This window comes from Francisella hispaniensis FSC454 (genome assembly GCF_001885235.1).
GTDB lineage: Bacteria > Pseudomonadota > Gammaproteobacteria > Francisellales > Francisellaceae > Francisella > Francisella hispaniensis.
Genome location: NZ_CP018093.1, coordinates 279967 through 303538, shown reverse-complemented (window position 1 = coordinate 303538; position 23572 = coordinate 279967). Strand labels below are relative to the sequence as shown.

The window sequence follows — 23572 nt, the reverse complement described above, 5'->3', positions numbered from 1 at the left end:
CGCTTAGTAAAATCATTTTTTAAACTTCCACATAATTCACTCTTTTATCAAACCAACGTTGGATTAGTTTATCAACCAACTCTGGATAACCTTTATCTAAAAGATCAGCAAACTCTACAACTTTATCATAATTATCATAATATTCATTAATGTCAAAAGTTTTAAAGATTGATATTCCTGACTGTTCCTTGCCAAGGATATCACCAGCACCACGAATTTCTAAGTCTTTTTCAGCTAGATAAAAACCATCTTGAGATTCTCTTACTAGTGACAACCTCTTCTTGCCAACCTCGCTAATTCTATCACTATAAAGCAAAATACAATAGCTTTCTTTAGCCCCTCTACCAACCCTACCACGAAGCTGATGAAGTTGTGATATACCTAACCTTTCAGCATTATCTATTATCATAATAGTTGCATTTGGTACATCAACTCCAACCTCTATGACTGTTGTTGCTACAAGTACTGCATATTTTTTAGCCTTAAATGCAGCCATTTCTTCGAGTTTATCTTTAGATTTCATACTACCATAGATAAGTCCAACATTTTCTTTACCTAAAGCTACAATTAACTCTTGATATAAGGTTTTGACATCCTGCAAAAAATCCAAATTTTCAGACTCTTCAACTAATGGACATACCCAGTATACCTGTTCACCACGTGATACCGCTTGTTTAACTTTTTCAATTAAATTCTGTTTTTTAGCTCTATTTAAAACAGTTGTAACTATTGGTTTACGTTTAGGTGGTAGCTCATCTAAAATAGATAATTTGAGATTACCGTATAACGTCATCGCTAAAGTTCTCGGAATAGGTGTTGCTGAAATTATTAATTGGTGTGGCGTTAGTTTGCTAGCATTTGATGATGATTTATTTATCAAGGCTAAACGCTGCTCAACACCAAATCTATGCTGTTCATCTACAACTACCAAGCCTAGATTACAATATTCAACTCGCTCTTGAAAAATTGCATGAGTACCAACAACTACACAGTCTTTTTCATTTTTAATTATCTCTAAACTTTCACGAGTTTGTTTTGCTGATAATTTACCCAATAATGGGATGACTTTTATATCAAAACTAGCTAAATATTGACAAAGAAAACTAAAGTGTTGCTCAGCTAAAATTTCAGTAGGCGCCATTATAGCAACCTGATAACCAGATTTAGCTGCAGCATATGCTGCCATAGTCGCAACAATAGTCTTACCTGCCCCAACATCGCCTTGCAGAAGTCTATTCATTGTATTAGATTTTTTAATGTCTCCAAGAATTTCTTTAATCGCTCGCTGTTGTGCACTAGTTAACTGGTATGGCAACTTATCATAAAATTTCCTTTGTTCTGTTGCAGTTAAACACAATTGTGGCGATTGCGATTTTACAGTATTTTTACAAATATTTTGCTCGGCCAATTTATATGCAAGCATTTCTTCAAACTTAATAGAGAATTTCGCTTTATGCAAATACTTATCATCAATATGGTTTGTCAGCCCATGGACATAATATAAAGCATCAGAAAAACTAATTAAATTAAATTTGAGCAACAGCTTTGTGGGAATAATATTTTCAACCTTATTATCTTGTAACATTTTCATGATCATCTTAGAAATCAATCTATCAGGAATTTTTTTAAGACGATAAACCGGCGAAAATCCCTGTTTTAAAGCACACTTACCATCTTTAACAACAGCCCACTCTGGATGAATCATTTGTGGATTCAAAGCTAATTCAACTTTCCCATAACAGCGTACATACTCAGACTTCTCAAGCATTGTTATTTGATTAGGGTAAAATTTAAATAATATCGCGCTACAAAAACCAGTACTATCGCTAACATTAAAACGCAAAAATTTCTTACCAAATTTTTTATATGTAAGATTAGTAATCCGCCCTTGGATCAAACTTTTCTTACCAGCAACAAGTTGATCAATAGGTGTTACAACCCGTGTATCCTTATAGTCTTTTGGAAAAATAGTTAATAGATCATTTGGGCTATGTAAGTTATATTTAGCTAATGCCCTGACAGTTGCCTCACCGACACCATTAAAATCAACAAACCTCATAAAATTATCAACAATAAATAAACTAATTAAAATTTTAGCATTTTAGTATTTAAATAGATAATTGAATTGCCAAACCAAACATTTATTGTTAAATTCTAAACTACAAATACTTGAATTATTTCTAAACCATGAAAAAACAACTTTTTGTAATATCAATCACAATAGCTATATTAGTACTAAGTGCATGCGGTCAAACAGGACCTTTATACCTGCCTGATGAAGACAAAGCGAGCTCTGGATCAACTCTTGCAAAATCTAGTTCTAGTATTGTTAAGCAAAATCAACAAAGTAATTCTACTTCAACAAGTGATAATCAAAGTGATACTACAACTAAAGTAGACAATGATCCAAGCGCTCCTGCACTTAATAATAATCCAACTACTAGTGAACTATTTGAGGGAGAAAATAACTTTAACTATAACAACAATATACAAAACTCTCAAAATGCAGGAGGAACTCCTAATATATAGACCTAATCAATATTCAACCGAGACAAAACAATAAAACTTACTTATTTACAGGTTTACTTTTAAGTCAAAAAATAATAAAATCGTTGAGATATTGTATAAAAATAATAAAATTTGCCCAGGGAGGGTTTCTAAATGTCTAAAGTTTGTATAGTTACAGGTAAAAGACCTGCTACTGGAAATAATGTTTCACATGCACAAAATAAAACAAGAAGAAGATTTTTACCTAATCTTCACACACATAGATTTTGGGTAGAAAGTGAAAATAGATATATAAAACTAAGAGTTAGCTCTAAAGGTATGAGAATCATTGACAAAAAAGGTATTGATACTGTACTTAGCGATCTTAGAGCTCAAGGTCATAAAATTTAATAAAAGCTTTTCATAAGGAAAATACCATGAGAGAAAAAATCAGACTAGTTTCTTCTGCGAAAACAGGACACTTCTACACTACTACAAAAAATAAAAAAGAAATGCCTAACAAAATGGAAATAAAAAAATATGATCCAGTAGTTCGTAAGCATGTAATGTATAAAGAAGCTAAAATAAAATAATTGCGATAACCTTCTTAATCTTAAGGTCTTACACATGAAGCAAGCTTTTCATTTCAAAGGTGGTAGCTACACTATAAGTGCAATTAACATCAATGTGACTGAATTTACTCAGATTGAGAGTTTATTAAACTCAAAAATTTCTCAGTCTAAATCATTTTTTCACAATACCCCTTTTGCTATTGATATTCGCGATATTGATCAAGATGAAAAATGCTCAGTTATTTTTTTAGAAAAAGTAATTTCCACCTTTAAAGCTAATGGAATGATTCCTATAGGATTTGTTGTTGACAACAAAGAACTAAAAACAAAATTAGCTAAAGCTGGTCACAATATTCTAAAAAGTGGTAAGTCTAAAGAAACTAGCATAGAAGAAGATAAAAACTTTACTTCCGCTAAAATTGTTACTACTCCTGTACGCACTGGTCAATCAATAAATGCTCGTGACTGCGATGTCATTGTTACTGCAAATGTTAATAATGGTGCTGAAATTATTGCTGATGGTAGCATTATTGTTTATGGTAGAATTGGTGGTAGAGTAATTGCCGGCAGTTCCGGCAATAAAGATGCTAAAATAATTTGTAAGGACCTAAGAGCAGAACTAGTATCAATAGCAGGTAAATATGTAACATTAAATAATGAGAGTATACCTGTAGGAAATACTAGCAATGATGGATATATAGTCTATCTACAAGATGATAAGATACATATAGAAGGTTTTTAATTTTTTAAAGAAATTTAAATCAAAGAGGCTTAGGCTAAGATGAGTGAAAAAAAACAAGGCAAGGTATTTGTAGTTACTTCTGGTAAAGGTGGTGTTGGTAAGACTACTTCAAGTGCTGCTGTTGCATATGCTTTTGCTAAAAAGGGCCTTAAAACAGTTGTTATTGACTTTGATGTTGGTTTGAGAAACCTTGATCTTATAATGGGTTGCGAAAGGCGAGTTGTTTATGATTTGATAAACGTTGTCAGAGAAGAAGCAACTATAAATCAAGCTATTATCAAAGATAAAAGAATCGATGATTTATACATTATTCCAGCATCACAAACTAGAGATAAAGATGCGCTAACTGAAGAAGGTGTTGATAGACTCATTGAAGAATTAAGAAACTCTTTTGATATTGTTTTATGCGATTCTCCAGCAGGTATTGAGAAAGGTTCATTAATGGCTATGAGATGTGCAGATGCTGCAATTATAGTCACTAACCCTGAAGTATCATCTGTTAGAGACTCTGATAGAATACTCGGAATGCTTTCTAGCAAAACTCTTAAAGCTCAAAGAGAAGGTGAATTCAAAGAAATACATCTACTTCTTAATAGATATGATGCTGCTAGAGCAAGAGCTGGTGCAATGCTTAAGGCTGAAGACGTTAGTGAAATACTATACACACCTATTGTTGGTATCATTCCAGAGTCTAAAGACATCCTAGAGGCTTCAAATAGCGGTCATCCAATTACACACTTTAGTGACTCGATTGCCGCTAAAGCCTATTTCGATGCTGTGGATAGAATACTTGGTAAAGACGTACCAATGAGATATACTGAACAAAAAACTAGTTTCTTCAAAAAATTGATAGGTAAATCATAATTATGCTAGCTAAACTTTTTGGATTAAGTAAAAAACAACAGAGTGCTTCAGTAGCTAAAGAGAGGCTACAGATCATCGTTGCTCATCAAAGAAGTGAGTTACATCCAAGATCTTCTAAGATAAGTAGCCACTTACTTGCAGAACTAAAAGATGAAATAATCGAAGTTGTCAAAAAATATGTTGCTTTGTCTGAAGAGAATATTAGAGACATTGATCTAAAAGTTGAAGATAGTAGCAAAAACTCAACTATAGAAGTTAATATTCCTTTTAACTAATTACTTATTTTGATAATGTGTGATATTAGTTTCAAAAATGTCTCTTTTTATAGAGATAGTCGCTGTATTTACAATGATATTACTTTTACAATTCCAACGAATAAAATAACGACAATACTCGGACCATCTGGCGCAGGTAAAACTACGATATTACAGCTTATAGCTGGGCTAATCAAACCAAGCTTAGGGAAAATCTGTATTGATGATGCGACTATTGAGAAAAATACCAAAGAAACACAGCTAGAAAAGCTACGCCATAGAATGGGTTTTCTCTTTCAGTCAGGCGCCCTTTTTACTCATTTGAGTGTTTATGACAATATTGCTTTCCCATTACGTAAAAATACCAACCTTGATGAAAAGCTGATAAGAAATATTGTATTATTAAAACTTCAAGCTGTCAGATTAGCTCATACAATTAATATGATGCCAAGTGAGCTTTCTGGGGGTATGGCACGTAGAGTGGCTCTTGCAAGATCGATTGCTATGGATCCTGATATTATGATGTATGATGAACCTTTTACAGGACAGGATCCGGCATCATTTAACAAATTATTAGAATTGATATCTACCTTAAATGAATCTCTAAATATGACCTCAATAATAGTCTCGCATGATATCCAGGAATCTTTGAGCATATCTGATCATATTATTATAGTCGGTAATAAGAAAATTATAGCTAGCGACTCACCAGAGAATATAAAAAATACTAAAAATCAGCAAATACAAAATTTTCTAGCTGGTAAACCACTAGATTATAATTATCATAATCATAATGATTTAGAGAAAAATTTCTTTAAAAAAGAGATTTTAGGGAGCTAAGTTGTGACAATATTCAGCAAAGTATATACTCTTACATTCTCTTTAATATATAGCTTAGTAAAATCTCTTAGCTTAATACTTAGAATAGTTATTAGTAAATTGAGTATTAGAGATTGTATTATTCAAATAAAAGCTGTTGGGGTTAACTCAATTATTATCATAGTTACATCTGGTGTTTTCATAGGCTTAGTTTTAAGCTTACAGGGCTATTATACCCTATCAAAATTTGGTGCTCATTCATTGCTAGGTGTAATGGTAGCTCTTAGTGTACTTAGAGAACTTGGGCCAGTAGTTACAGCGATGCTTTTTGCTGGGCGAGCATGTAGCTCAATAACTTCAGAAATTGGACTAATGAAAGCCACAGATCAAATCAATAGCCTCAAAGTTATGAATGTTAATCCTATAAGCTTCATATTATCTACAAGGTTTTGGGCATGTATGATAAGTGGTCCAATTTTAGCTCTTATCTTTGCAACTGTTGCAATACTTGCAGGTTTTATACTTGCAGAAGCAGCTTTAGGAATTAGCTATGGAGAATTTTGGAGTAATATCCAGTCATCAGTTACAGCTTCTGATATATCTAACGGAATTATCAAGAGCATTGTATTTGCTTTTATAACTGCGTGGATAGCTTTATACCAAGGTTATTATTGCATACCAGACTCAAATGGCATAGCCAAAGCTACTACAAAAACGGTTGTTTATTGCTGTATGAGTGTTTTAGGTGCAGATCTTATTTTAACATCGATTATGTTTGGAGGAGTTTGATGAGGAACAAATATTTTGAGACCTCAGTAGGAATTTTTATAATAATAGGTGTGCTATGCCTGTTATTTTTAACATTTAAAGTCAGTGGTACATCATTTAAAGCATTTAATACACAAGAATATACCATTACTGCTGATTTTAAAAATGTAGGTTCATTACGTACAAATGCCTCTGTTAAAATAGCTGGTGTAGAAATTGGTAGAGTAACTAAAATTGCCCTTGAAAAAAGCTATAATGGATTTATGGCTGTTGTCACTATGGCGATAAATAGTGATAAAAAAATTCCTGCTAATTACTCTGCATCTATTGCTATGTCAGGAATCTTGGGTGATAACTATGTTGCCTTAAGTCCTCCTAGTGAAGATATAATGGCTATTGCTGGTATAGCTGATGCTGCTAGCTCTTCAGAGCAAGATAAATATCTGCATCAAGGAAGTGTGATACAATTAGAAAATACTCAATCAGCAATAGATTTAGGATCACTAATTAACACCTTTGTTGCAGGCAAAGATGATGATAAAAGTAAGGAATAATAATTGCTGCTTTTAAATATATTTTTTTTGTATTAAAATTTAGGATCACAAATTAACTTTAAGAGCTTTTGGTTATGCTACGTAAAATTTCGATTTTTTTATCATTAATAATATTGATGGTTTCAAGTGCTTGGGCGATAGAAAACCCTGTTGATATGCTAAACAGAACTATTGTAAAAACCCAGGATAAACTTATAAAAAATGCTGATGAATACAAACAAGATCCATACAAGCTACTACGTCTTGTTGATCGCGAAATAATTCCAGTGGTTGCACCTAGTGTAATTGCTCAGCTTGTTGTCGGCACCCCAAAATGGAAAAAAGCAACTCCAGCGGAGCAAAAACAATTTATTCGTTCAGCTACAGAGATGCTAGCATTTATGTATGCTAAAAACGTCGCATATGCTGGAAAGTATAAACTTACATTATTCCCTTTTAACAAAAATGATACAAGCTGGGAAAATAAACCAATTGTTATCGTAAATGGTAAAATTACCAACATAGATAATGACCAAAGTTCAGATTTTGCTGTAAAAATGTTCCAAAAAGATGCTAAATGGCATATCTATGATTTTGATGTGGCTGGCGTAAGTATCCTAAGAACATATCAACAGCAATTTGCACCATATCCAAATGTTGTTGATATGACAAAAGCTGCAGAAAAAGTTACAACTAAGATCAAAGAAAAAACATACCCTAAACTTTTAGATAAAAATTATAATCTTCAAAGCGTATAATGATAACCGTAACTAATAATAACTGGACTATAGAAACAGAATTGACGCTAAAAACTGTTGCTAGCATGTATAGATATTTTAGAAAAAATCTAAAAAAAATAGATAAAACTTGGATTATCGATTTCGCTAAATCTGATAGGATCGATAGCGCAGGCCTATCACTAATAATTGAATACATAAAATATGCTCGAAAAAATAATATACAAATTGTATTGAAAAATATTAACCAAAAAACACTTTCTTTATCAAATGTGCATGGTGCTAAAACTATTTTAGAAGAATATATTAGTTAATATATCAGGAGAAAAAATGACAAAAGAACAACTTAAAGACATCTTAGAAAATTCACTAACAAACTGTAGTGCTGATATTCAAAGCGATGATAATGTACATTTCTCAGCAACTATAATTGCCGAAGAATTTAATGATATGCCTAGCAAAGTTAAAAGGCAACAATTAGTCTATTCAAAAATAAATGAATATATCCTTTCTGGTGAATTACATGCTATAGCAATGAAAACTATAGCTACTAATGAAGTTAAATAAGTCTTTTATTCTCTTTTTTATTATATTACTATAAATTTTTATCGAGTTTAAATAATATGATGTTATGTAAACTAAAAGATTATTGATGTATTAAAAAACTAAAATCAAGTTGGTTTAGTCAAATCAAATCTTACTTTTCAATAAACTTTAAAAAGTTTAGATCGTTAAAAAATAGAGCTATATTATTAAATCAATATGATATAGAAAACTAAACTTAAACTACCCCTGCTCGGCAAGAGTTTGAACTGCTGATGCTGGAGAGTCTGCATCACCTGGAAGATCTGCTTTGGCATCTCTTATTTCAGTTTTTAGCTTGCTAGCTTCACTCTGTGTTGTATCATCATTATCAACATTAGCCAAATCAAGAGCTGTACTATCATTTGAATAGTCCTGATCAAATGCTTCCTCAACTTGTGATGCTTTGTTAACGGTACTAATACTGCTCTTGAATATAACCGGAGGCTCAGAAGACTTGACCTTAGTACTACCTGTAGTAGCAATTTGAGCATTGACGTTATCACTATCTAATCCTAATACTCCTAGTACGGCTTGATCGGTCTGAATAGTTGCATCATCTTTGCTTAATTGTTGTTTTAGTACTTTCGCCATGCCATAATCATAATTCTGCAGATACGCATTTCTCATTGCTATATAAGGGTCTATTGAAACTTCTTTAAGATTTGAATACGATGGTAGATATGATACTCCTTGGTTAACATAATATGCGCCTGTCGTACCAACACTTACTCCCCAAGATACGGCAGCACCAACTGGAGCGAAGAAGAATATATAAGTTAAAGGATTAAACAACGCATCAACGCCTGTAGTAATATCCTCTAAAGTTCCTGGGCCAATAAGCGGCCATACCACATAAGGAGAGGCTTCGTTATCATCATATACACCCCACTTATGAAGAGTAACTGCAAAACTTTGATGATATCTCATAGGTTTGTTAAACCAACTATCCGCCACATCAAAATAACCTGCTAAACCTAAAGTAGTATTTGTCAAGAATCTAAGACCATCATCTCCAGCATAATCCCATTCGCCTTGAAACATATCATTTGCAACCCTAGCAGGCTCAGCTAAGTTTTGGAAAATATTAAATATCCCACTCTTTAAAGTATCTGGAACAACTTTTTCATACGCATTAGCAGCTGGAGTTAAAGTTTCATAAGCCTTATCATTAAAAGCATACATTGATCTATTATAGCTCTCAAAAGGATCACGATTATCTTTAGTAGCTTTCAAACTTGAGCAGCTACTCAAAGTCGCTCCTAACAGTGATAATAATAAAGTAGACTTAGCATTTAGTTTCATCAAAATTATTCTCATATTTAGGTTGGCAAAAAAATACAAGTCTTATTATAGTAAATTAGTATACAAAACTCTAATAAAAATTTTCTTAGTGGTTCATCTTTGATATTATTTAGAAAGTAATATAAAAAAATCAAAATTATATGATTAATATAGATAACAATGAAATTGATAAGTTCTCTCGCCTAGCTGATAGCTGGTGGAACCATAATGGTGAGTTAAAAACTCTACATCAAGTTAATCCACTAAGATTAGAATTTATCAAAAAATTTACAAGCCTTAATAATAAAAAAATAATCGATATCGGTTGTGGTGGCGGAATACTTAGCGAATCACTTACGACAAATGATAATAATGTTTATGGTTTAGATGCCTCTTCACAGGCTATAAATGTTGCTAAGCAGCACGCTAAGCAGAATAAGCTTAAAATTAACTATATAAACTCAACTATAGAGGATTTTGCCGCGCAAGGAAATTTAGACTTTGATATTGTAACTTGTATGGAAATGTTGGAGCATGTTCCAGATCCAGAGAGTATCATCGCCTCGATCGCAAAACTAATTAAAAAAGACGGCTTATTTTTTGCTTCGACCTTAAACAGAAATCTTAAGTCATATTTACTATCAATAGTTGCTGCTGAGCATATTCTAAAAATGGTACCACAAGGCACACATCAATATAATAAATTTATCAAACCTTATGAACTGATAAAAACTGCTGAGAAATATGGTTTTGTAGCATTGGAAATAATAGGTGTGCATTATAACCCTCTTACAAACAATTTCAAACTTGCTAGTGGTGCTGATGTTAATTATATTATAGCTTTTAGAAAGGTATAAAAATGCAATATAATTATTTTAACTATCCGAATGAAAAGCTACCACCCTATGGTTCTGTAATTTACTTTGCGTACCGCAAGTTAAATACTGATAAACAGCAAATAATTTATTTACTCGATCAGCTTAAATCACAAATAATTTCATGTACTGAGCTTTATAATAACCTTGAAGTAGCTAATCAAAAAATGAATTGGTGGTTAAAGGAAGTAAATAACCTCACTAATAAAAACAATTTATCGTCCCCACAACTAAAAAAGTTAGCACAAGTTTTTGATCAAGAAATTCTCTATCAAAAACTTATTCAAGATATTAGCCTTTCTATTGATAACAGTAGTGCTACACAAAGAGACCACAAACAACATTTTTCAAAGAACTTCTTAGGTATTGAAACTCTCAAAGCCTTATATTTAAATGATTTTGCAGCAATTGATAATAATAAAATAGAACAAATAAATGCTAATAACGAAATAATTAGACATATTTTTTGCATACCTAAGCATTTTTATAATCAAATCTGCTTTGATAATAGAATCTCACCAACTATGTCTAGCCAAGATTTCAAAGATATAACTACTCAGTGGCTAGGACTTTATAAAAAAATAATTGTTGATAAAAAGCTTAAACCATTAGAAAAAATTAATAAGATTCATCATAAAATGGTAAAAAAATATATTAGAAATATTGATAATCCTTTCAGGGAAGCTCTAGATTTTTCGCCATTAAATCTACTATTTTATTCGATATGAAAAAACCTTTATTTTGGATATTTTTTTACCATTTTCTGCTGCGACAATATCCAATAGTTATGATTTAACTAACCATTTACCAACATACTTAACTAACTCTAATTTGTACACTATGATATTAATAACAATCTAAAAATCAACAATAAAAAAACCAATTTTTCTATTCAAGCTCAAAATGAAACTCGTGGTGGTTATATTGGTATAATGAGTAGCTTGTATTTTTGAATACTAGCTTTAAAGCTATTTTCAAATAACTAGTAACAATAAACTTTTAGGTAAAGATTGTATTGCTAATCACAACTAGTTATGTATATAGTTAAATTATATTAGTATTTCAAATATAGGTTTTTTGTAATGGAAATTAATACATCAAAAAAGATGTCTTTGTTTAGTGCAATCCTTATTGGAGTGACATCAATGGTTGGTTCAGGCTGGCTATTTAGTGCGCAACTTACAGCAAAAACAGCGGGAAATTGGGCTTTTTTAGCATGGATATTAGCTGCGATCATGATTATGATGGTTGGTTTATGTTTAGCAAAAGTAGTGTCAGTATTTCCAGTAAGAGGGGCTACAACAAGGTCAAGCGCTCTATCACATAATAGTGTCTTTGCAATGCCCTTTGCTTTTGCTAACTGGTTTGGTATCGTGGTAATGATATCTACTGAGGCACAAGCAACAACACAATATCTTGCTGGAATTAAAGGTTTTGAGTGGCTAATGCACAATGGTATTATATCAACTTATGGAATGTTATTATCATTATTCATATTAGTCATTTACCTAATTATTAACTTCTACGGAGTCAAATTACTTGCTAGCGTAAATAATGGTATAACAGTATTTAAAATGTTTGTACCCGCAGCAATAGTTATTATCTTTATTGTATATGCTTTCACTCATAGTGCCGATCACCATAGTTTGATTTCTGCAGATATTCCTAACAATAACTTTACAGTCGGTAATGCTTTGACTGCAATAGTGGCTGGTGGTTTGGTATATACATTTAATGGCTTTCAGATTGTCGTAGCATATAGTAGTGAAATTAAGAATCCTTCAAGAAATGTGCCTCTTGCAATTATCTTATCTCTAGCTTTAGTACTACTACTTTATATGGGATTACAGTATGCTTTCATGCAAGCCGTACCGCATGAATATCTAATCTCAAAAGGTGGCTGGGCTGGCCTAGACTTTGAATCCCCTCTTTTACAAGTAGCTACACTGATAGGTCTTGGTTATATAGCTGTTTTATTAATTATAGATAGTATTGTTAGTCCTTCTGCGACAGGTTATAGCTATCTTGGCGCTTCCTCAAGAATGCTATACGCGATGTCAGCTGAAGGTCAAATGCCAAGATACTTTGCTAAAATTAATAAAAAGGTTAATATTTCAAGAAGATCGTTAATAGCTAACTTTTTAATTTGTGCTGGTTTCTTAATCTTTTCTGATAACTGGGCTGCTCTAATGCTTATTGTGACAGGATTTAATATTATTGGTTATATGGCTGCACCTATTAGTATGGGAGCAATTGCACCTAAGACAAGAATATTTGGCATGATTGTCTTTGTACTACTAACCATGCTACTAAACACTGTTGAGGTAGAGACTAATATTCATCTGAGTATAATTCTTGTTATTCTTATGTCGATCTTTGGTATTTTTGAATATAATAGAGTTGGTTTTAAAAGTTTAGTTATACTAATAATGCCTTTCGTAGTATTTGTATGTATTATATCACCTATAGATCATACCTATTTTGAAGGTCTAATTGGCGCTATATTCTATCTAACAGTTACAGACAAACGCTATGTGGCTTATTGTAAAAAAACAGCTAATCAAGCTAACATAGTTGAAGATTAAGGAGATACCAAAATGAACGAAGTAACAAATCAAAATCCTGTGGTTAATTTTCTAAAAAAATTTATAAGTTTTGAGAGTTTTCTTACTCCAAGCATAATTGTTTTTATTTTTTGGCTTAGTATTATAGGCGTATGCTTTAGCGGTTTAGCAGCCTTTTTTTCTGGCTATTTCATTGCAGGAATTCTAGAGATTATATTAGGAGCAATTTTCGTTAAAGTATTCTGCGAAATACTTATCGTGCTTTTTAAGATCAATGATAATCTCAAAGAAATAGCTAAAAATACTCGTAAATAATATTATAATCTTTTCTTAAATCTCAATCTCCATTGAGATTATCTTCCATTTTTCTTTTAAACTAGGAATATCAATATATTCTTCTATAGTTTTCTCAAATCCTATAGTCTCATAACATTTAATTGCTGAGCTATTAAAATCAAAAACTCTCAAGCTTATTTTTTGTAAACCAATTGATTTAGCAAATTCTAAAAGCTTTTTGATCATTAACTTGCCAAAACCTTTTGCTCTATATTGCTCATATATAAGCAACCTACCTATAGAAGCTTTTTTGTTAGCCTGATCTAATCTAATTATTTGACAATGTCCAATAGATTTACCTTCATCATTTACAACATTAAAGAGTAAGTTTAGTTTATTATCCATAGTTTGTTTTATCTGAAGGTAATCAAGAGGAAATTGATAATTAATACCACCAAACTGATATAAAAAACGAATATCATATCCTTCCAATTCAGACAAAAGATCAGATATATTGCTTTCTGTAAATTTTTCTAATTTAATCATATACGCCTGATTTACAAGAGTTTTTTGAGATCAATAGTTTTTAAGATGACTATTAATAAAGGTGGCACAGTCATTAATAATCCAAAGATAAATTGATTATGTAAGGTGATACTAGAAACAAGTGACGATGAAATAGTTGTCACAGCTATTTGTATAAATCCAAATATTGCCGATGCCACGCCGATCTCCGTATGAATATCCTTATATGCACATACATATGTAGCAGTATATTGAAAAACATTACCACAAAATGCCAAAGCACATAAGATAATAATCACTTTAGCATCTAAACCAAAAACAAAATAAGAAAAAGCAAGCATTAAGCCACTTAATGCGGAAAAAAAGCCACAGTAAAGTATAACTTTATCCATAGCTAGTCTACTGATTATATTTTTGAATAATATTAAAAATATTGCAGAAGGTATAATTACTCAAGCTGATATAAATGAATATTCAACAGCAGAAAAGCCTAATTTAATCTGAAAGAAAAAAGGGGAAAGTGTTGCAAAGATAAAAACTAAAGACAATGCTAAACCACTACAAATAGCATTTAGAACAAAAACTTTATGAGTTAGTATCCTCTTGTAAGCCTCTAAGACTTTATAATTACTTTTAGGAATAGTTTTAAGATGTAAATATTTTATAATTAAAACTGTGATAGTTATTGCCATTATTGAGTGTAAGGCAAAATTTCCACGCCAACCAATAGTTTCTTGAATGATACCTCCTGTAATCGGAGCTAGGGGCGGAGTTAATGATACAATACTAGTGATCACAAGGCTAACTTTAGCTAGTGATTGGCTATCACTAAAAACATCTTTCATAATAGCACGGAAAGATACAAAAGAACTACCCATACCGATACCTTGTAAAAATCTAAAAAACAGCAACTGTGTTTCACTCTGGGCAATCATACATAAAATACTTGCAAAACAAAACACTAAGTATCCAGCTACTAAAGCTGGCTTACGCCCATACTTATCTGATAAATAACCAAAGCCCAACATTGAGCAGGTCATACCAAAAAAATACACACCTACTGTTAGCTTAATATCTTTAGCAGCAGCCTGAAAATATTCAGCAATATGTGGCAGTGATGGTGTAAAACTATCTGTGGCAAATTGTGACATCAAACCAAAAAGACAAATTATCAAGATAACTGTTTTATCAGAAGATATCCTCTTAAAAGGATCATTAGACATATGCTAATCCTAAGTTTAATAATAAAAAGGTTTTGGAGAGATTATAATCTAAATTTTATTTTTGGAAATATTTTTTAAATGCATCTTTATATTTAACTAGCTCATCATAAGTAAGCAAAAACACTCCATCTCCACCATCGGCAAAGCTTAACCATGTAAATGGAATATCTGGACACATCTCCATTAGTGCGTATTGGCTATTGCCAACCTCAACTATCAATACACCATTCTCTGTCATATATTGATCAGCTTCAAGGATAATCTTTTTTGCAAGTTCTAGACCATCATCACCAGCTTCAAGAGCCAGTTTAGGCTCATAATGATACTCCTGCGGCATACTGTTTAAATCTTCTCTATCAACATAAGGAGGATTTGATACAATTAAATCAAATTTTTGACCTTGAAGATTATCAAATAGATCCGACTTAATAGCCCTTACCCTATCACTTAACTGATGCTTTTTAATATTATGATTTGCTACAGCTAAAGCATCATCAGATATATCTACCAAAGTTATATTTGCCTCTTCGAAGACATTACTACATGCGATACCTATACAACCACTACCTGTACATAAATCAAGCACGTTAGTAACATCATCAATATCATTGATCCATGGCGAAAATTCATTACGTATAAGTTCGGCTATTGGTGATCGTGGAATAATAACTCTCTCATCAATATCAAATTCCATACCTGCAAACCAAGCTTTTTTTAAAATATAAGGTAATGGCTTACGTAGACATGCTCTTTGATAAACATAATCAATAATTATTTTTTTCTCTTCTATAAGCAGTCTTGAACCAACCATGTTACTATCAATATCATTCGATACATTTATTGCACTAAGTACAAGGTACACAGCCTCATCCCAGGTAGACTCTGAACCATGTCCAAAATAAACATTATTTAATGTCATCTCTGAAATTGACCAGCGTATATAATCTCTGATTGTATGTAAATTATTTATAATATCTTGTTGCTTTTCTTGACTATACATTTATTAACCTTTCTTCCATGTAGTACCAGTTGCGCTATCTTCTAATATTATCCCCTGCTCTTGAAGCTGATTTCTTATCTCATCGGCACGCAGATAGTTTTTGTCTTTTTTAGCCTGAGTGCGCTCAAGTATAAGCCTCTCAATTTCACCAACATCAACACTATCGCCTTGCTTGAAATACTCTTCAATATCAGTAAATAAAATACCCAATACATCACAAAGTTTACGCAATAAATATGCATAGCCACTAGCTTTATATTTATTTGTTGTCTTAAGAGTATTTATTTCTTTAGCTAAGCTAAATAAAACAGCTAAAGCTTCTGGAGTATTAAAGTCATTATCCATAGCTTTGATAAATTTTTCCTCATACTCACTAGCATCATCAGGAAGATTGACCTCAACTGGCTCAATATCTCTTAATGTATTAAATAATCTCTCTACAGAAGCCTTTGCATTTTCAAGGTTCTCTTTTGAGTAGTTAATCTCACTTCTATATACTGTCGAAGCTAAGAAATATCTCACAACTTCAGGATGATACTCCTCTAAAACCTCAACTATTGTAAAAAAGTTATTCAAAGATTTAGACATTTTCTCAGCATTTACTTTGACCATACCAGAATGCAGCCAATAATTTGCAAAAGTACATTCATTACAAGCTTCTGATTGCGCTATTTCATTCTCATGATGTGGAAATCTAAGATCAGAACCACCAGCATGGATATCAAAAGTATCGCCCAAAAGTTTCTTAGACATCGCAGAACACTCTATATGCCAACCTGGACGACCAGCACCCCAAGGCGAATCCCAAGCTGGCTCACCTTCTTTTGCCATCTTCCAAAGTACAAAATCCATTGGATTTTCTTTTTCCTCAACTACATCAACTCTTGAACCTTGTTGAAGAGCTTCAAGATTTTGTTTACTTAACTTACCATAATCAGCAAATTTACTGACTCGATAAAAAACATCGCCATTAGCTCCTTGATAAGCATAACCTTTCTCAATCAAAGTCTCGATCATTGCTATCATTTCCGGAATTGTTTCTGTAGCTTTTGGTTCTTTAGAAGGTTTAAGAATATTAAGCCTAGCAAAAACATCGTGCATTGCCTTGATATTTCTCTCAACTAACTCAGTGGTAGATTCACCATTTTCATTAGCTCTTTTGATAATCTTGTCATCAATATCAGTAATATTTCTAACCAATGTGACGTCATAACCACGATATTTAAAATATCTGTTGATTACATCAAAAGCTATATAAGTCCTAGCGTGACCAATATGACAATCATCATAAACTGTCACACCACAAGCATACATTTTGATTTTATTAGCCTCAATTGGCTTAAATTGTTCTTTTTGTCCTGATAAAGAGTTATAAAAAATCATAAAGCAAAAATCCATCTCTTTGAATCTTATAATTATAAGTTATCAGTATAACTAAATTTTAATATTTTTGGAAAAAATCTTATTACTGAAAACTTTTATAAACCATATTAAGATATGGCTGAACATTTTCTAGAGACTCTAAACTACTACAACCATTATGTGCAGCACAACCACTATCAAAATAAACTCTAGCTGCATTACTACAATTTGAACTTATAGTACAACTTAAACCATCTGCTATCGCATATATCCGCCCATCACCATCTCTGAGTATCTGATAATTTGAACCAGCTATTGCCACACTACTAATCGTAGAATCATTTTCTATACTTCTAAGATAAATATTACTATTAGTTATAATAAATAATGCTCCAAACTTAGCTATTATCTTCTGTATAGTTTCTCCTGGAAAGTTAGGAGAAGATAATAATGTTGGTGCAGCCACCCCTAAACTATACAAATACTTATAATATGTATTACCATTAAAATAAACTATAAACAGCTGTGTTGCATTTCTCTTTATCAATACTGGTTTATCAGTAGCTGCAGCTGCTAATACTCCCCTAGTTGAGCCTGTGCCACTGCCTAATAGATGAGTCCCCAAAGCGTTAAAATCAAAAATATTTGTCCCTTGGAAAATCAATGGTACACCAGCACCTAAAACAAACAAGCTATCAGGAATAACTATATGCACTTGAGAGTCATCAAAATCTGTTGCGCCAGTAGTAAAGCTATCTGCTAAATTTGCCGTAAAAATCTTTGTTGCACTATTATACGTAGTCATATATACATCAAGATCATAATTACCCGATCTTTGAGTCTTTCGCAGTATTAAAGGCTTCGGCTCTTGATTATTAGCATCATGATACCATGTAGCTACTATGATATTACCTGGATCTCCTACTTGATCAGGATCCAAACTACCAACTAGATCCCAAGCTTGTTGCCATGCTGAACCATTACCTGGTTCATAATATGATGAAGATACACTCGAGCACCATCCAGCTTCTTTGCATATATATAGATTGTTGCCTGAAGCTACAATATCGCCGTTATGATATGTTGTACCAGCCAGATATATTGGATAATATATTGGTACATCTTGTATTTGCTGCCAATTAGATAGATCTGTCTGTGCTTGTATATTATTAGTTATTAAATTACTAAGAGTGGTAGATGATGTATAAGCTTTACTTCCATCATAAACTATCAAAAAAATACTCCAATATCCACCACTGAGGTTCCAACCAATAGATAATTTATAATCATTGACATTTAGATCACTCGGGACATTCACTGATGAATTTGAAGTAGCATAAATACCTAGTGTATTAGCATTTTTTTGTATATATCCAATATAACCTTGTAACTTATCTAAAACCTCACCATCTATATTAAGTTTATAATTTGCTATATTACCGGTCATAGCATCAGAATTGACAAATGGCACATTTAGAGGAAATGTGTTTTCACCATATTGTGTCATTATGCTATTAGGCAATATGTTATAAATAAAATTCCTAATATGCTTAAGTACACCAGCATTATAGAATTCATGTCTGATATCATAACTTATAAGATAAGGATCGGCATTATATAACTCAGCATTAGTATTTTCATAATCAAACTTAGGAACTATTGAATTTGGTCTGGTTATAAAACTAAAATCGCCAATATTCTCTTCTGTAGTTGATGAAAAGTCTGTAGTACCAACAATGTTACCAAAATAACCCTCATCTACATTTAAATTTTGTTTTTCATCAACCAAAGTATTTATAGAAAGAGAATCCATTTTAAAGTTATAGGCAAGAGCTGATATTATTATCATTAATGCAAAGGCAAAAATTAAAGCCGCTACTAACGATGACCCTCTTATCTTTTTCATGATTCCCTTTTATAAACTAATTCTAATACTCAAAACCTTTATAAACCATATTAAGATATGGCTGAACATTTTCTAGAGTCTCTAAACTACTACAACTATTATATGCAGCACAACCAGTATCAAAATAAACTCTAGCTGCACTACTACAGTTAGAATCTATAGTACAACTTAAACCATCTGCTATTGCATATATTCGTCCATCACTATCTCTGAGGATCTGATAATTTGAGCCAGCTATTGCTACACTACTGATTGTAGAATCATCTTCTATACTTCTAACATAAATGTTACTATTAGTTATAACAAATAGTGCTCCAAACTTAGCTATTATCTTCTGTATAGTTTCTCCTGGAAAGTTAGGAGAAGATAACAATACTGGAGCAGTTGCTCCAGGAGTATATGAGTATTTATAATATGTACTACCATTGAAATACATTATAAATAACTGAGTAGCATTTTTCTTAATTAAAAGTGGTTGATCTGTCACATCAGCTACTAATAATGATTTCGTTGAACCATTACCATCTCCTAATTTATATGGCAAAGCATAATTAAAATCTACAATATTCCTACCCTGAAAAATTAATGGAGAATTGCCTTGCAATGTGAATAAACTATCCGGGACTAGATCATAAACATCTTTATCACTAAAATCTGATGTTCCTGCTATTAACCTATCAGTAAATTCAGCTGCATAAGTTTTAGTAAGAGCATTATAAGTTGTTTTATAAGCATCTATATCATAATTACCATTTCTAAGAAATTTTTCTAAAATTAAAAGCTTTGGACTACTCTGATTATTGTCAAAGTACCAGCCCACATTAACTATATCACCACCATCAAATTCCTCTAGACTAGAAACCTCTTTCCAATCGGATAAAGCAAGTTCCGCAGTTTGTGGATTATTTTTGATATCATTTAAAGATGCTGATGATGTATAAACCCTATCTAAATCATGTATTGCTAAAAGTAGCGTCCATTCATTATTTTTTAGCTCCCAACCCACACTAAAATCATAATAGCTTAAAGCTAACGCCTCCGGATAACTAATACTTAATATATTCCCATAAATATTAATTGTAAAACTCTGTGAGCTATTATTTAAACATGGTCCTCTATAATCACCATGATCGTGATGAGCATCCCAAGAATTTTCAGACACAACAATTGTGTTTCCGCCATTTTCAGGATTATGACATATAATATATTTTATATTACCATTACCTTGCTCAACAATATAATCTGATCTTGATCCACTACCGTCATAGCCATCTATTATAGGTTTTCTTAGATATCCTATATATCCTCCCTCAATAGTTGATTTATTATTTTGACTTCCTATTTTATAACTGAATACTGAATTAGTCATACCATCAATATTCACATATGGTAGATTTAAAGGTATCACTGTTTTTTCATATTGAGTTAGCGTAAAACTCGGTAATAAATTATAAATAAAATTTCTAATATACTTAAGAACACCATTATCATAAAACTGATGTGTAACATCATAGCTTATAAGATAAGCTTCAGCATTATACAGCTCAGCATTAGTATTTTCATACTCAAATCTAGGGGTAATTGAATTAGGAGTTGTGACAAACCTGAAATCACCTATATTTTCATCTGTAGTGACTGCTAAATCGACGGTTCCAATAATATTGCCAAAATACCCCTCATGAACACTTCGGTTTTTTTTCTCATCAACCAAAGTATTAATAGCTAGAGAATCTGCTTTAAAGTTATACGCAAGAGCTGATATCACTATCATTAATACAAAAGCAAAAATTAAAGTTGCTAGTAATGATGATCCTCTATTTTTTCTTATCATAACTATACAACCCTATATGCTAATTATCTTACTAAATGTCTGACCAGCAATACTATAAGATATTCTCAACGCAGGGTTACTAGTGCTGTTTATGTCAATATCCGTAGTAACATTATTCCAAGTTACGACATTATTACTAACTGTTGCATATTCAACTTGTAAGTTCTCAACTCCTCTTATAAGCTCATAAGACATCCCATTTGCACCACTATCTTTAATATACACGTATAATGAATAAATATCTTGACCTTGTCTATCTTGTTCACCAGTATCTCTAACATAAAGAATCTCAAGTGAGTATTTGCCAACGTAATCACCAGGATAATAATCGCCACCTTGTGGTGATTGTGTTAAATTAACAATACTTGAGCCACTATTAATACTTGATGCTTTGACTAAATTAATACTATTTTTATTACATAAAAATAAATAATCATCTGCTGTAAGACCATCAACAGAACGAAGGTGTAAGGTTGTACTAGGTGAGTTTATTTGAGTAAGACTAGAATGACTTTCTTCTTTCTTAATCATTATATAATCTGTTCCAGTCAGATAACATTCTCCTGAGCAACCATCCTCTAATGATTGTGGGAAATGACTTGAAGTAGCTAAAGGTAATCTACCAACGCGAATCATAGCAGGACTATAAAAAATACTATCCAAAGAATCGGAGGTTCTATCATAGTATGTTTGTTGTGAAGAGCCAAATTTACATGCAAAACCAACATCTTTGACAAAGTTATAGAGTATATTTTTTACCAATAATTCTTTTGCTTCTGTTGTAGTTTTATCTTTATATTCGCTATATTTACTCTTTACGGCGATATAAGTAGTAATTAATGCCGAAAGTATCATTACGGCTATAGCAGTAGAGATTAGAAGCTCTATGATTGTCAAACCTGCTAGCTTTTTTTGACTAAGTTTTAATGACATTAAATCTCCATTCTAAAACTATAAAACACACCAAGAAGGAAGTAGCTCACTATTAAATCCAAAAGCAGTACACTGCCATCTAATAGCTGGTGTTATATCTGCATTAGTAAATGGTGCTACAGTTATATAAGCACCTGAGCCAAGCGGTGGATCATCTAAAGGAACAGCTGTAACAATTTGAGTATTTCCTAAGTTTAATAACACCCCTGTATTTGATGACCATTTTGCCGTACTTGGTGATAAAAGAGTATTTCTAGCAACTTCTATATCTGATAATACCGCTGGGTCATCAATTACTGTAGCATTTGCATTTACATAAATCTCGTTTGCTCGCTGCATGTATGGACCAAGCTGTTGATTTATTAGCTCGGTTAAAGGATCTACACTAGCATACGCTCTTTTAACAGCCTCTAAAGAGAATTTATTATTTGTCGCAGTAAACTCACGGATGCTACCACTACTAGCTTCAGAAAAACTGATATCTCCTAAGGAACTATTATCAAAATTCCCCGTTAACATATATTCATCAACTCTAGTTTCTAGCTCGTCAACCAACTCTACTTTTTTTTCTGTGAGAATGGCGTTAGATAGTATATTACCTATAGCATAAAATGCCGTCATCAAAGTAAATAAACCCAAAGCTGCAACAATAAGCACTTCAATTATTGTAAATCCTTTGATTGCTTTGTCTCTCATATGCTTTGTGTTACTCTTACAACGCACCTTAAAATAATCCATTTTTGCTAAACCTGCCTAATCACAATTATTTTAGCATAAAGTTCTAACTTACCCTACTAAGGATTTAATTAAACTAATCTTTGATGAACAATACCAAAATCAAAATAAGTAGCTAGTTTTTGAAATAGTTCAGTTGCTTGTGGCGAGTCATTTTGATCTAGTATATTAATGTTAGCGTCACAATCACCTTTGATTGAGCACTCTAAACCATTTTTAACTACAAAAAGCTTTGATTTTGTTGTATAGAACTGAAAGTTTTTATTTTTATTTTTTTTATTTGTGTAAGAGTTTTTTACCACTCCTCCCCATAGAATTTGATAATCAAAGTTACTACCTTTTTTAGCTTGTATCATTAATTTAACTGGTTGCTGCCTATAAGCAATATAGTCCAGCTCAAAATCCAGAATAGTTTTCTTAACGATATTTAGACTCACTCGTTTAACATTTTTAGCGACTTGATCAATAGTAAAGTCAACATTACCACGTGATACTCTAATAGAATCAATCTCAACACTCTTGCCAACGATATAAAAAATTACTTTGTTATCATCTAAGGAAATATCTTGGTCACAAGTAAATTCTACTAAACCATTAGAACCATTTTGAGTATCTATAAGCTGACAGTTAGTCGCGTAAATATTACAAATACTCAGAAATAACACAAAAAAAATTAAGCTTATTTTTAACATTTAATAAT

26 protein-coding genes and 2 pseudogenes are annotated in these 23572 nt (G+C 32.0%); 17 read left to right on the top strand and 11 right to left on the bottom strand.

The genetic code is table 11. The features are described from left to right. Positions 1-19: 19 nt before the first annotated feature. Positions 20-2059, bottom strand: coding sequence for an ATP-dependent DNA helicase RecG (locus FSC454_RS01580; RefSeq protein ID WP_066045760.1), 2040 nt, complete (start codon positions 2057-2059; stop codon positions 20-22). Positions 2060-2187: 128 nt separating this feature from the next. Here FSC454_RS01580 and lptM point away from each other — a divergent pair, with 128 nt between their 5' ends. From lptM to FSC454_RS01520, 12 genes are all read left to right on the top strand, one after another. Continuing rightward, positions 2188-2529, top strand: a complete 342-nt coding sequence (gene lptM / locus FSC454_RS01575; protein WP_066045763.1) for an LPS translocon maturation chaperone LptM — start codon at positions 2188-2190, stop codon at positions 2527-2529. A gap of 132 nt (positions 2530-2661) precedes the next feature. Beyond that, the gene (rpmB, locus tag FSC454_RS01570; RefSeq protein ID WP_014547628.1) at positions 2662-2898 is read left to right on the top strand and encodes a 50S ribosomal protein L28; all 237 of its coding nucleotides are present in this window, start codon (positions 2662-2664) and stop codon (positions 2896-2898) included. 26 nt (positions 2899-2924) lie between these two features. Next, complete coding sequence (gene rpmG / locus FSC454_RS01565; RefSeq protein ID WP_003014820.1) at positions 2925-3080, top strand: 50S ribosomal protein L33; 156 nt, start codon at positions 2925-2927, stop codon at positions 3078-3080. A 34-nt stretch (positions 3081-3114) separates the two neighbouring features. Continuing rightward, positions 3115-3801 (top strand): septum site-determining protein MinC, encoded by a 687-nt coding sequence (gene minC / locus FSC454_RS01560; RefSeq protein WP_014547627.1) that lies wholly within the window; start codon positions 3115-3117, stop codon positions 3799-3801. Positions 3802-3840: 39 nt separating this feature from the next. After that, a complete protein-coding gene (gene minD, locus FSC454_RS01555) occupies positions 3841-4665 on the top strand; it encodes a septum site-determining protein MinD (protein WP_003014814.1) in 825 nt (274 codons plus the stop codon). Between the two features lie 2 nt (positions 4666-4667). Then, positions 4668-4940: a cell division topological specificity factor MinE gene (minE, locus tag FSC454_RS01550; protein ID WP_003014812.1), complete on the top strand. Its 273-nt coding sequence runs from the start codon at positions 4668-4670 to the stop codon at positions 4938-4940. Positions 4941-4955: 15 nt separating this feature from the next. Further along, positions 4956-5759: an ABC transporter ATP-binding protein gene (locus FSC454_RS01545; RefSeq protein WP_066045766.1), complete on the top strand. Its 804-nt coding sequence runs from the start codon at positions 4956-4958 to the stop codon at positions 5757-5759. A gap of 3 nt (positions 5760-5762) precedes the next feature. Then, positions 5763-6527: an MlaE family lipid ABC transporter permease subunit gene (locus FSC454_RS01540; protein WP_066045769.1), complete on the top strand. Its 765-nt coding sequence runs from the start codon at positions 5763-5765 to the stop codon at positions 6525-6527. Further along, positions 6527-7060 carry an outer membrane lipid asymmetry maintenance protein MlaD gene (gene mlaD / locus FSC454_RS01535; RefSeq protein ID WP_066045772.1) on the top strand — a complete coding sequence of 178 codons (534 nt, stop codon included), beginning with the start codon at positions 6527-6529 and terminating at the stop codon, positions 7058-7060. Before FSC454_RS01540 ends, mlaD begins: the two co-directional genes overlap by 1 nt. A 74-nt stretch (positions 7061-7134) precedes the next feature. After that, positions 7135-7797, top strand: a complete 663-nt coding sequence (locus FSC454_RS01530; RefSeq protein WP_066045775.1) for an MlaC/ttg2D family ABC transporter substrate-binding protein — start codon at positions 7135-7137, stop codon at positions 7795-7797. After that, positions 7797-8090, top strand: coding sequence for an STAS domain-containing protein (locus tag FSC454_RS01525; RefSeq protein ID WP_066045776.1), 294 nt, complete (start codon positions 7797-7799; stop codon positions 8088-8090). The genes FSC454_RS01530 and FSC454_RS01525 overlap by 1 nt, the downstream gene beginning before the upstream one ends. Before the next feature lie 16 nt (positions 8091-8106). Next, positions 8107-8343, top strand: coding sequence for a BolA/IbaG family iron-sulfur metabolism protein (locus FSC454_RS01520; RefSeq protein WP_066045779.1), 237 nt, complete (start codon positions 8107-8109; stop codon positions 8341-8343). Between the two features lie 219 nt (positions 8344-8562). On the opposite strand, the gene FSC454_RS01515 is transcribed toward FSC454_RS01520, so the two are convergent. Continuing rightward, positions 8563-9663, bottom strand: a complete 1101-nt coding sequence (locus tag FSC454_RS01515; RefSeq protein ID WP_066045782.1) for an MlaA family lipoprotein — start codon at positions 9661-9663, stop codon at positions 8563-8565. Between the two features lie 140 nt (positions 9664-9803). Here FSC454_RS01515 and ubiG point away from each other — a divergent pair, with 140 nt between their 5' ends. The 5 genes and pseudogenes from ubiG to FSC454_RS01490 all read left to right on the top strand — a co-directional run bounded on the left by ubiG (position 9804) and on the right by FSC454_RS01490 (position 13396). Then, on the top strand, positions 9804-10499 hold the full coding sequence (gene ubiG / locus FSC454_RS01510) for a bifunctional 2-polyprenyl-6-hydroxyphenol methylase/3-demethylubiquinol 3-O-methyltransferase UbiG (RefSeq protein WP_066045788.1): 696 nt from the start codon (positions 9804-9806) through the stop codon (positions 10497-10499). Positions 10500-10501: 2 nt separating this feature from the next. Continuing rightward, positions 10502-11245 carry a hypothetical protein gene (locus FSC454_RS01505; protein WP_014547618.1) on the top strand — a complete coding sequence of 248 codons (744 nt, stop codon included), beginning with the start codon at positions 10502-10504 and terminating at the stop codon, positions 11243-11245. Beyond that, a pseudogene (locus tag FSC454_RS10215) lies at positions 11235-11470 on the top strand (hypothetical protein). The gene FSC454_RS01505 and the pseudogene FSC454_RS10215 overlap by 11 nt, the downstream one beginning before the upstream one ends. A gap of 129 nt (positions 11471-11599) precedes the next feature. Then, entirely contained in the window at positions 11600-13102 is a 1503-nt protein-coding gene (locus FSC454_RS01495; RefSeq protein WP_066045791.1) for an APC family permease, read from the top strand. A 12-nt stretch (positions 13103-13114) separates the two neighbouring features. After that, positions 13115-13396, top strand: a complete 282-nt coding sequence (locus tag FSC454_RS01490) for a DUF4282 domain-containing protein (protein WP_066045794.1) — start codon at positions 13115-13117, stop codon at positions 13394-13396. A gap of 15 nt (positions 13397-13411) precedes the next feature. On the opposite strand, the gene FSC454_RS01485 is transcribed toward FSC454_RS01490, so the two are convergent. The 9 genes and pseudogenes from FSC454_RS01485 to FSC454_RS01440 all read right to left on the bottom strand — a co-directional run bounded on the left by FSC454_RS01485 (position 13412) and on the right by FSC454_RS01440 (position 23564). After that, a complete protein-coding gene (locus FSC454_RS01485; RefSeq protein WP_066045797.1) occupies positions 13412-13903 on the bottom strand; it encodes a GNAT family N-acetyltransferase in 492 nt (163 codons plus the stop codon). 11 nt (positions 13904-13914) lie between these two features. Beyond that, a pseudogene (locus FSC454_RS01480) lies at positions 13915-15105 on the bottom strand (MFS transporter). Between the two features lie 55 nt (positions 15106-15160). Next, on the bottom strand, positions 15161-16105 hold the full coding sequence (gene prmB / locus FSC454_RS01475; RefSeq protein ID WP_066045800.1) for a 50S ribosomal protein L3 N(5)-glutamine methyltransferase: 945 nt from the start codon (positions 16103-16105) through the stop codon (positions 15161-15163). Between the two features lie 3 nt (positions 16106-16108). Beyond that, positions 16109-17488 (bottom strand): cysteine--tRNA ligase, encoded by a 1380-nt coding sequence (cysS, locus tag FSC454_RS01470; protein WP_066045953.1) that lies wholly within the window; start codon positions 17486-17488, stop codon positions 16109-16111. 82 nt (positions 17489-17570) lie between these two features. After that, positions 17571-19373 carry a hypothetical protein gene (locus FSC454_RS01465; protein ID WP_066045802.1) on the bottom strand — a complete coding sequence of 601 codons (1803 nt, stop codon included), beginning with the start codon at positions 19371-19373 and terminating at the stop codon, positions 17571-17573. 22 nt (positions 19374-19395) lie between these two features. Next, positions 19396-21204: a hypothetical protein gene (locus FSC454_RS01460; RefSeq protein WP_066045804.1), complete on the bottom strand. Its 1809-nt coding sequence runs from the start codon at positions 21202-21204 to the stop codon at positions 19396-19398. A 12-nt stretch (positions 21205-21216) separates the two neighbouring features. Beyond that, entirely contained in the window at positions 21217-22137 is a 921-nt protein-coding gene (locus tag FSC454_RS01455) for a PilW family protein (protein ID WP_066045806.1), read from the bottom strand. Between the two features lie 18 nt (positions 22138-22155). Then, the gene (locus FSC454_RS09915; protein ID WP_231865150.1) at positions 22156-22833 is read right to left on the bottom strand and encodes a type II secretion system protein; all 678 of its coding nucleotides are present in this window, start codon (positions 22831-22833) and stop codon (positions 22156-22158) included. Between the two features lie 110 nt (positions 22834-22943). After that, positions 22944-23564, bottom strand: a complete 621-nt coding sequence (locus tag FSC454_RS01440) for a hypothetical protein (protein WP_066045809.1) — start codon at positions 23562-23564, stop codon at positions 22944-22946. Positions 23565-23572 lie beyond the last annotated feature (8 nt).